1 protein-coding gene and 1 pseudogene are annotated in these 1,109 nt (G+C 45.4%); both read right to left on the reverse strand.

Annotated features, from left to right (window positions below):
* Positions 1 to 772, reverse strand: a 772-nt coding sequence (locus tag V7126_RS02215) for a fumarylacetoacetate hydrolase family protein (RefSeq protein ID WP_438823783.1), incomplete at its 3' end; no start/stop codon positions are given.
* A 152-nt stretch (positions 773 to 924) separates the two neighbouring features.
* Positions 925 to 1,109: pseudogene (locus tag V7126_RS02220) on the reverse strand (spore coat protein CotG); the annotation flags it as partial.

Consider the following 1,109-nt stretch of genomic DNA (forward strand, 5'->3'; position numbering starts at 1 on the left):
CTTCAAGCGTCATTCCTTTTGACAGCGTCTCAATGATCTCGGCAACCGAAAAGATCATATCTTTCGTATCGCCCGACTGGCGGAGTTCACCGTTGACCCGCGTTTCCACTTTCAGCTGCTGCGGGTCTTCAATCATTGATTTATGTACAAGATACGGCCCCATCGGACATGTGGCGTCAAGGCTTTTTCCGATAAAAAACTGCTTATGCCGCTTTTGCAGATCGCGCGCAGTCACATCGTTGATAATCGTATAGCCGAATACATAGTCAAGCGCTTGTTCTTTCGGGATGCGTCTTCCCGTTTTGCCGATGACGACGGCCAGTTCCCCTTCATAATCTAGCGTTTCTGTCACGCCTTTGTGGGCATCGATCTCTTCAAGGTGCCCGATCACCGAAGTCGGCGCTTTTGTAAAGACCATGATATGTTTCGGAATGTCTGATTCGCTTCCCATTTCTATCGCATGGTCCCGATAATTTTTTCCGATGCAAAAGACGTTTTTCCGCGGCGTTGGAATGGGCGCCAGCAGCTTGACATCTGACAGCGGATAAATATACGAACCGCTTTCTTCGGTATTTTTTTTCTTTGACCACTCGACAAGCTGTTCGACATGCCGGACGAACTTGTCGCCCTCGCTCACGCACCCGATGAGCGTTTCAGGTATAGTCTCAAGCTCAAACAGCTTTTTTTCGGCTTTGTGCAAATCCATGATTTTATCGCCAATGACAAGTCCCACAAATTGACGGCTGTGCAGCACTGCTGTCGCAAACTTCATTCAAAATTCCCCCGCAGTTAGATTTCAGCTTAACTTTTTTTTATATTCTCCAGACCGTTAAAAAATCCTTTCTGCAATGTGAAAACCCGTTCTAAAGTCCCGGTTTTCACACCTAAAAAAATGGCGGCTCACAATGCAGTAAGCCGCTTTGATTATACTTTGCGATATTTGACCTCTGTTACATTTCCCTCATAATATTCCGTATATTTTTCATAGCCGTGTCTCGTTTTTCTGTAATGCTTTTTCTTGTGAGAACGATATTCAGGCCGCTTGTGCCCGTATTCCGGTTTTTTGCTTTTCTCGTGTTTTTTCCTTTTTTCATGCTTCTTGCTTTTCT

It is taken from the genome of Bacillus sp. JJ675 (assembly GCF_036963165.1).
GTDB classification, from domain to species: Bacteria; Bacillota; Bacilli; order Bacillales; family Bacillaceae; genus Bacillus; species Bacillus glycinifermentans.